This is a genomic window from Streptomyces griseus, assembly GCF_001715295.1.
In the GTDB taxonomy this organism is placed as follows: domain Bacteria; phylum Actinomycetota; class Actinomycetes; order Streptomycetales; family Streptomycetaceae; genus Streptomyces; species Streptomyces griseus_G.
This window is the reverse complement of record NZ_MDKB01000001.1, coordinates 1566080-1574673: the sequence shown is the minus strand read 5'-3', so window position 1 is coordinate 1574673 and position 8594 is coordinate 1566080. Positions and strand designations below refer to the sequence as shown.

General features: G+C 71.3%; 6 protein-coding genes and 2 pseudogenes. 5 read left to right on the top strand and 3 right to left on the bottom strand.

The genetic code is table 11. The annotated features are described in order from the left end of the window. Positions 1-349: 349 nt before the first annotated feature. Both BA175_RS06295 and BA175_RS06290 read right to left on the bottom strand, forming a co-directional pair. Positions 350-568 carry an MbtH family protein gene (locus BA175_RS06295; RefSeq protein WP_079159424.1) on the bottom strand — a complete coding sequence of 73 codons (219 nt, stop codon included), beginning with the start codon at positions 566-568 and terminating at the stop codon, positions 350-352. Between the two features lie 1135 nt (positions 569-1703). Beyond that, entirely contained in the window at positions 1704-2333 is a 630-nt protein-coding gene (locus BA175_RS06290) for a class I SAM-dependent methyltransferase (protein ID WP_069170189.1), read from the bottom strand. Between the two features lie 615 nt (positions 2334-2948). On the opposite strand from BA175_RS06290, the gene BA175_RS06285 reads away from it, so the two are divergent. From BA175_RS06285 to BA175_RS31650, 5 genes and pseudogenes are all read left to right on the top strand, one after another. Further along, a complete protein-coding gene (locus BA175_RS06285) occupies positions 2949-3554 on the top strand; it encodes a GOLPH3/VPS74 family protein (RefSeq protein ID WP_069170188.1) in 606 nt (201 codons plus the stop codon). A 368-nt stretch (positions 3555-3922) separates the two neighbouring features. Then, positions 3923-4390, top strand: coding sequence for an SHOCT domain-containing protein (locus tag BA175_RS06280; RefSeq protein ID WP_069170365.1), 468 nt, complete (start codon positions 3923-3925; stop codon positions 4388-4390). A 270-nt stretch (positions 4391-4660) separates the two neighbouring features. Then, positions 4661-6613, top strand: a complete 1953-nt coding sequence (locus tag BA175_RS06275) for an APC family permease (RefSeq protein ID WP_069170187.1) — start codon at positions 4661-4663, stop codon at positions 6611-6613. Positions 6614-6655: 42 nt separating this feature from the next. Beyond that, positions 6656-6896: pseudogene (locus tag BA175_RS06270) on the top strand (LLM class F420-dependent oxidoreductase); the annotation flags it as partial. 313 nt (positions 6897-7209) lie between these two features. Continuing rightward, positions 7210-7923, top strand: a pseudogene (locus BA175_RS31650) (phosphatase PAP2 family protein); the annotation flags it as partial. On the opposite strand, the gene BA175_RS06265 reads toward BA175_RS31650, so the two are convergent. Further along, positions 7903-8589: a response regulator gene (locus BA175_RS06265; protein WP_069170185.1), complete on the bottom strand. Its 687-nt coding sequence runs from the start codon at positions 8587-8589 to the stop codon at positions 7903-7905. The pseudogene BA175_RS31650 and the gene BA175_RS06265 sit on opposite strands and share 21 nt — an antisense overlap. Positions 8590-8594: the final 5 nt, after the last annotated feature.

Here is an 8594-nt window from a genome sequence, read left to right as displayed (position 1 = left end):
CACCGACCACGCGAGTGCACGGATCGTCGATGCCGGGGCGGCGCGAGCGGAGAGGAGCGATGCGGAACACACGGCGCCCTCATGAGTCGCGACAGGCATGACGACGGACCGCTCGCCGGGGAATACAGTCGGCGCGCGTCGTCTCGCGCGCATCATGGGCGGGCGGTACACACCGCGGTCTTCAATGGCACGGAATACCATGCACAGACTTAATGGGCACGTTCGAACGAGATTCGACGATTACTTGATCACAACTGATCAATTTCGCTCACACAAGAGCGAAATTGATCAGCCCGACGTACTCGCACGTCCTTCGAGCTGGCGAAACACCTCGACGTCCGGCCTCGCGCTATCGGACATCGGCTCCCATCGCCCGCACCAGACTGGCAGGGCGCATATCGGTCCAGGCGCCCTCGATGGCGTCCAGGCATTCCTGACGCGTCCCTTCGGACCCGTGCACGCGCCAGCCACCCGGAACCTCGAGGTGCGAGGGCCACAGCGAATACTGGCCCTCGTCGTTCACCAGCGCCACGAACCGTCCCGACTCGTCATCGAAAGGATTGGTCACGGCCGTCCCCCACCTGTTCTCACACATTCCACGTCATGTCCATCACTCGCGTCCGGGCCCACCGCGTCGGTCATTTCAGCGCCACCGCGCCGAACCCCCCGCCTTTGACCGATCCGGGGTTAACCCAAGGGCGCCCGTTCACGCCAATCACATTAGAGGACCGGAGACATGTAAAGGCGCGCATTCGGCAGGTTACTCACCGGTAAATGGCGCGCCGAGGGAACTCGCAGCACTCCGGGAATATGCCAACGACCCCTCGGTGGACACATCCAGCCACCGGATGTCCCTATCGTGCGGTTAGAGCTTGATATGCACCGCACATTTTCGGATAACCACCGGCGTACGCCCGCGCACACCGGAAACATCCGAAGATCACACCGAGCCCCCGTACGCCGGGTATGCGCCCCCACCTCACCGATCCGCCGGATGAGCCCACCGAGTGGGGAGATGGCCGAAGTGAGCCGTGAGGCCGACGGCCGTGTCCCCTGGGTGGAAGCCGTAGATGCCCTCAGGATCCCCAGGGAACACCGTCCGTCAGACGGCCCGGTGGCTTCTCGTGTGCGACAGGCCGCCCGATAAGCGCGGTGGCCGGCTGCCGGGACGGACGCCGGTGCGCGCGGGAGGTAGCCGCTGCGGTCGCACGTCTGACCGGAAGGGTGCGCGGAAGACCACACGCGACCGCCTCGACGACGTGGAGCGGCCACGTACAGCAACGGCCGGCTGCCTGCCGGACCGTCCGCGTGTCACCGTCGAACACCGCCCGAACCGGCGGACGTCCGCGGCTGTGAACACCGTCGCGCGTCGCGTGGACGAAGCCGCTCACGGGCGTCGGACACGGTGCGCGTCATCACGCCACCCGCACCTGCCGCGCGGCCTCGGCAAGGACCCGCCGGTTCGTGTTGCGCGAGTCCGACGCCGGGGAGTGTGCGGCGTTCATGCCCTGAGGGCTGTCCCGCACTCCACGGCGGGCGCACGACGACAGCCACGGCACCTCGCCACGTTCTCGGGACGGCCCCACGCATTTCGTACGCGGACGTCCCTCCGCCGCGCGATGCCCCGCATCCGACGCCGCACGCCGATCCACCGGGAACTGCGGGACCACCCTCAGAAGGGGACGTGCGCAGGCTTCTCCGCCTCAGGGACGACGGGCCAGCAGATGGGTGTCGAGGAAGCCGCGTTCGGAGGCCGGGTCGTGCAGCAGCCGAGCGATCACGGAGAGCCCGGCCCCGTCCAGCGCTTCGGCGAAGCGGTCGACCGGCCAGCTGTAGGCGGGTGCCACCTTGTGATCGAAGCGGACCGGCTCCGTCCCCTCGGTCCCGAAGAACGAGACGAGGAGGAGACCCCCCGGTGCCAGGACACGGACCTGTTCGGCGAGCAGCGCGGGGAGTTCACCGGGCGGGGTGTGGATCATCGAGTAGTGGGCCAGCACTCCGCCGAGCGCATCGTCCTCGACGGGCAGAGCCTCCATCCTCGCCTCGTCGTACCGGAGCGCCGGATATGCGCGCCGGGCGTGGGCGATCATGGCCGGGGACAGATCGAGCCCGAAGGCGTCCAGCCCCAAGTCGTGCAACATCGCCGTCAGATGGCCCGGCCCGCATCCGACATCGGCTGCCCGCAGGTTGCCCGTCCCCCGCACCAGTTCAGCGAAGGTACTGATCATGGCCCGCGCGAACGGCTGGCTCTCCAGCCGGTCGGCGAACATCGACGCGTAGAGCTCGACGACGGCGTCGTAGGCCGCCCTGGTCCCGTCCTGGTGTTCCACCACGGGCAAGAAGCTAACACCTCCGCCGGCCAGGGCAGTTGTCCGGGCGGCCGTACCGATCCCTGCGGGCAGAGACCGCATGCCTGGGGCCGCGCCGAATGCCGCAGGCTCGATCGACCGCTACGCCGCGGTGCGGGGCGTCGAGAGGCAGCCGGAGCGTGGCGCCCGGCCGGCCGGGTCGCCCGCGGGCTCGACCGCTCGCTCCGCGCTCCACGCGGCGGTTCGGCGTGGGGCGCGGCCTCGCGGCGGGTGCGGTGCTCTTCCCGGGCCGACCGGCACCGCTGCCGCTGCGGGCGGCCCGTTCCAGCTCCGCGTCGGGTCTCCGGAATCGTGCGGGTTCCTGTCGCACCGCCCCGGTGAACACAGCCTGCCGGAAGCGCCGTTCGTACCGGGTCGTCCGCGTGGATCGGCCGGTGCTGGGCTCCGGCGCGTCGGGGCCCGGCATCCGGCCCTCACGAGTCCGGGCGCTGTCCGGCCTCACCCGGCGTGCGGGCGCCGTCAGGCTGCCAGGGCGGAGGGGATAATGGTCCTGAGGAGCCCACGCCGTCGCACCGGCTCCGGACCGGGGGCCGGGCCGGGGGTGCGCACCATTGCCGATGTCTCCGAGGGGAGCCGTTCATGACCACGGCGAAAGACCTGTTCATCATCGCCATGGATCCGAGGCGGGAGCACACCGTGGGGCAGGGCGACCTGTCACTCACTCTCGCGGGTGCCGAGCTGATCGATCTCATCGGCAGGGGGGCCGTTGCCGTGGAAGGCGACCGCATCGTGCCGGATCTGCCGCCCACGCCGGACGATCGGCTTCTCGACGCGGCTGCGGCGCAGCTCACCCGGCAGCCGCCCTACGAGCGGATCGACGACTGGCTGTGGCGCCGGGGGCGGGATCTCTCGGCCACGTATCAGGCCGCGCTGGAGGAGGAGGGGGAGCTGACGCGGAAGCGAGGCGGCCTGTTGTCCTTCGGGTCGAAGGGGGTGGAACCGGTCGACACGCCTGCCCGCCGCAGGGCATCCGAGCGCTGGAAGGAAGGGGAACCCGTCCTGACAGCCCTCGCCTCAGCCGTGGGGATCGACGCCGGTCGATCCGACGACGAGCCGGGCCTGGACGGCGAGGCGGTCACGGCCGTGGTGGCCGCCGTCCATGACGCGGTGATGGAACTGGAGGCCGTGCGCCAGAGGCGGAGCATCGAGAACGCCGCCTTCGCCAACCTCTGGCGCGGACCGTGAGTCGCGCGGAGTGACCTGCCCCCCGCCCGGTCGGAGCGGGAGCCCGGCAGGCGGCGGTGTGCGGGACTGCAGGGCTGGGGTTCCCGGCGCGGGGGCGAGCAACCGGGCCGGGCGCAGGCCCGCACCGCCCCGCACGAAGCCCGGGGAGCGTGACACGTGCCGGTGCTGCCACGTACGGACCTGGAGGGAGCGGTACGGACGTGCCCGGTGCGGGCCCGGCCCGCACCCGGATCCTCGGCCTCACCCCTCCCGGGTGAGGCGCGAAGCCCCTTCGGCAGGCGAGAGGGCCCTACGGAGCCCACACTGAGGATGACACCGAGCGGTGGCCGAGTGAGCGCCTGGACGGAGGAAACGACATGGGTGCAGACATGGCCGCACAGACCTACCTGGCGTACGACTATCCGATCCTCAGCGTGTTCTGGAGCCTGCTCCTGTTCTTCCTGTGGATCCTCTGGTTCATTCTGCTCTTCCGCGTCGTCACCGACATCTTCCGGGACGACGCCCTGAGCGGATGGGAGAAGACCGGCTGGCTGGCACTCACCGTCCTGCTGCCCTTCCTGGGTGTGTTCGTCTATGTGATCGCCCGCGGCAAGGGCATGGGCCGCCGGGAGATCAAGCACGCCCACGCCCAGCAGGAAGCCTTCGACGCCCGCATCAGGCGGGCGACCGAGGGCGGTGACCGGCGCAGCAGTGTCGACGATCTGGCCAAGCTGTCCGAGATTCGCGCCCGCGGCGACATCACGGACGAGGAGTTCAGCCGGGCGAAGACCCTGATCCTGGCCGGCCACGGTCATGCCGGTCCCCCGGAGACAGGCGACTCCTCCGCCGGGCGCTGAGCGGAAAGGGCACCGTGGCTCCTGCACGGCCCGGCGGAGGGCGGGGCGGGAACACCACGTGAGAACGGAACGGCGCCTCGAGTTCCCGACCGCTCGTCCGCACGGGCCGGGCCACGGACACGGGGCGTCCCCTGCGCCGGTCGTGCCACGGGCCGGCCCGCCGGAACGCCCGTTCGACCACCGGAGTCCAGGGCGGGGGGGCCATGCCGTCCGAGTGCCCGCCCGTGGCGCCTGCGCGGCTCCGGGGCGGCCACTCGTTCTCATGGACGCATGACCCTCGACCGGCCGATGTACCGCGTCAAGCGACGCCTCCTCGGGAAGCCGCTCACCACTCAGCACATCCGCGACGAGAAGCTGGGCAACCGGACGGCGCTCGGAGTGCTCGCCTCCGACTGCATCAGCTCGTCGGCGTACGGCTCCGAGCAGATCCTCCGCGCTCTGGTGCCCGTCATCGGGGCCGCGGCGTTCACCGTGGTGATGCCGGTGACCGGTGCGATCCTGCTGGTGCTGCTGCTCCTGACGCTCTGTTACAGCGACGTGGTCACCATCTACACGCGGGCGGGCGGCTCGTACGTCGTCGCCCGGGAGAACTTCGGCCCCAACGTGGCCCAGATCGCCGCCGTGGCGTTGCTCGTGGACTACATCGTCACCGTCGCGGTCCAGGTATCGGCGGGCACCAACGCTCTCATCTCGCTCGCCCACCTCGTCGGCAACAGCTGGACGGGTCTGGACCACCTGCAGGTGCCGGTCTCCGTGGCAGTGATCCTCCTGCTCGCGTACGGCAATCTGCGCGGAGTCCGCGAGGCGGGCAGGATGTTCGCACTGCCCGCCTATCTCTTCATGGCCTCCATCGGTCTCGTGCTCCTCGTCGCGGCTGTACGCGGGCTCACGGGCGGTCTGCCGCAGGCCGACCTCCGGGCCCCCGGTGTCGTGCCGCTGGGCACTCCGGGGGACGGATGGCTGCAGGGCGCCTCGCTCTTCATCGTGCTGCGCTCGTTCGCCAACGGCGGTTCGTCCCTGACCGGGCTCGAAGCGATCTCCAACGGCATCTCCACCTTCCGCGAACCGCAGGGCCGCAATGCGCGGCACACCCTCATCACCATGAGTGTCGTCCTCGCCGTCCTGGTCCTCGGTGTCTCCACGCTCGCGCACTTCACGCACGCCGTCCCGTACACCGACGGCACCCCGACCGTCATCGCTCAGGAGGCGCACCTCGCCTTCGGGCAGGGGCCCCTGGGCACGGCGGGCCTCGTCCTCGTGCAGCTGGCGACCGCGCTGGTCCTCTACACCGGTGCCAACACCCCGTTCACCGGCTTTCCGATCCTGGCGAGCTTCGTCGCGGAGGACCGGTTCCTGCCACGGCTGCTGACCCGTCGGGGGCACCGGCTCGCGTTTTCCAACGGCATCATCGCGCTCACCGTCGTCTCGCTGGCGCTGCTGCTCGCGACGGGCGCAAGCGTGGAAAAACTGGTCGCCCTGTACGCGATCGGCGTGTTCACCGCCTTCACCATGGCCGGGGCCGGACTCACCGCCTACCATCTGCGCCGACGTGAGCGGTGGCGCCGCTCGAAGATCACGGTCAACCTGCTCGCGGCGACCGTCTCCGCGGCAGTGGTACTGATCTTCGCGTTCACCAAATTCGCCGAAGGCGCCTGGCTGGTCGTCGTGGTCTTCCCGCTCGGTGTCTGGGCGCTGATCCGCATCAACCGCGAGTACCGGCACGAGGCCGCCGCGCTGCAGCGGCTGCCGCCGGGCGCCGACCGTCCGCGGGCGCGCCGCCACCGCGTGTTCGTCCTCGTGGACACGCTGGACCTGGCGACGCTGAAGGCACTGCGGTACGCCCATGAACTCAGGCCCGACGACATCCAGGCCGTGCATCTGGCGATCGACGAGGCCCACGCGCGACGGCTGTCGGCCGTCTGGGAGTCCACGTCCGCGACCTCCGTGCCGCTGGAGCTGGTGGCCTGCCCGGACCGCCGGCTGCGCAACGCGATGCGCGAACTGGCAGTCCGCACCACCCGGGACGGGGAGACGTCGCTGACGGTGCTCGTGCCCCGGCGGCTGTACGCCGGCGCCCTCGGCAAGCTGCTTCACCGCGGGACCGGCGAGGCGATGGCGAAAGCGCTGGTCCACCTGCCGCACGTCGCGGTGACGATCCTGCCGTTCGACGCCTCGCGCGCGCTGCGGACGCTGGAGTCGGGCCACCTGCCCCAGGTGGACTGACGGCCGCTCCGGTCTGGCGCGAGCACCGTGCGCAGCGTTGCCACCGACAACCTCCTGCGCCTGGGGTCCTCGGGGAGCGACTTCGAGGGCGGCGGCAGCGTCCGGCTCCTCGACGCCCTCTTCGCTCTCGGCGACACGGTGCGGGTGAAGGCCCGTGCGGAGGAGTACGTCGACGCCGGCGCCGACCACGTGGCGCTCCAGGGTGGTCACCGACGGCCAGGGCGGATCCGGTTTGCCACGGGCCGAATGGCGTGAGCTGGCCGAGGCGTTCGGCGACAGCCTGCAGGGCGTCCGGAGCGGCGGGGCCACGGGAGCGCGGGCTCGGCCGGCGGGCGCCGTGGACCGCGGTCCGCTTCGGCCGTAGGGCCGGGAAGCCGTGCCCGGCCGTTTCCCCGCACGCCCGGGGCGGCGGACGCACGCCTGCGGGCCGCTGCCGGGCACCATGGTGGCCTCCGACCCGGACGGGCGGTGGGCCGTTGCGCGACGAGGGTCTGCACAGGCCGGGCGGTGGTCCGTTTCGCCCCTGACGATCGTCAGGGGTGGTGCCTGCCTTCCGGCCCGGGTCTTCGCACTCCCCCGCTCCTAGGTTCGGTCGCATGAAACATGAAACCGAACGCAGGACCCCGAGTTTCGGCCGCACCACCCGGCCGCTGACCGCATGTGCCGTGCTGGGCGCGGGGGCGGCCGTCGTCGTGCGGCTCGCTCCCGGCGGCTTGGGCACGGCCTCGGCCGTGGAGGTACGAGGTGGTGACTCCGCGTCCGCCTACCGAACGGTGACCGCGATGGTGGCGGGTGCTCCTTCCTGGCTGGCCCCGTTGCTGGAGGCGGCCACCGAGGGGACCCTGGTGCTCCTCGGCCTCCTGCTGGCCGGGATCTGGTGGAGGGCGGTCCGGCGCGGCGACGCCCGGGTATCGGCCGGTGCGGTCCTCACCGGCGTCGGCACCGTACTCGCCTATGCCCTCAGTGAGGCCGTGAAGACAGTGGTGGACGAGGCGCGCCCCTGCCGAGTCCTGCACGATGCCGCGCAGGCGGTGGCCCCGTGCCCGCCGCCCGGCGACTGGTCCTTCCCCAGCAACCACGCCACTCTGGCCACCGGGCTCGCGGTCGGCCTGGCGCTTCTGGTGCCGCGCCTGGCCGCCATCACGCTGCCGCTCGCCGGCGCGGCGGCACTCCTGCGGGTCATGGTGGGGGTGCACTACCCGCACGACGTGCTTGCCGGTGCGGTCCTCGCCACCTGCGTGGTGGCAGCCGTGCTGCTCATGTTCCTTCCGCTCGCCCGCACGGTGGCGTCAGCTCTCGGCAGGCGGTTCGGCGGCGACGACGATGCCGGCCTCGTGCGCGACGACAGCCGCGGCGGCACGGTTCTCGACGCCCAACCGGGCCAGGATGGAGCTCACATGGGCCTTGACCGTCCCCTCCACCACATGGAGCCTTCGGGCGATCCTGCCGTTGGACAGACCGCTGCCGAGGTGGGCCAGCACCTCGCGTTCCCGCGCGGTGAGCATGCCGACGCGTTCCCGGGCGGCGGCGCGGCGACCGGCCAGAGCACCCGCGCCCGTGGCCGAGAGGTGCGCGACGACACGCGCCGCGACCGTGGGTGACAGGTAGGCGGCGCCGTCGGCCACCGCGCGGACACCGGCGATCAGCTCCTCGGGCTCGCCCGACTTGATCAGGAAGCCGGCGGCGCCCCCTCCGAGCGCCTGGAGGATGTAATCGTCCTCGCCGAACGTCGTGAGCATCACGACCCCGGTCTCCGGCACGGCGGCCCGGATCGAGGCCGCGGCCTCGATCCCGCTCATTCCCGGCATCCGGATGTCGAGCACGGCGACGGCAGGCCGGTGGAGGCGGACCCGTTCGACCGCGTCGTGGCCGTCGGCCGCCTCGGCGACGACGTCGATGTCCGCGGCGGTGGACAGCACCGCCCGGACGCCCGCACGGATCATGGGCTCGTCGTCGGCGATCAAAACCCGGATCATCGGTG

Bases quoted from the DNA above. Each gene is read 5' to 3' on its own strand.
- BA175_RS06280 (WP_069170365.1), top strand. From the start codon at position 3,923: ATGGCCGCACAGACCTACCTGGCGTACGACTATCCGATCCTCAGCGTG.
- BA175_RS06285 (WP_069170188.1), top strand. From the start codon at position 2,949: ATGACCACGGCGAAAGACCTGTTCATCATCGCCATGGATCCGAGGCGG.
- BA175_RS06265 (WP_069170185.1), bottom strand. From the start codon at position 8,589: ATGATCCGGGTTTTGATCGCCGACGACGAGCCCATGATCCGTGCGGGC.
- BA175_RS06275 (WP_069170187.1), top strand. From the start codon at position 4,661: ATGACCCTCGACCGGCCGATGTACCGCGTCAAGCGACGCCTCCTCGGG.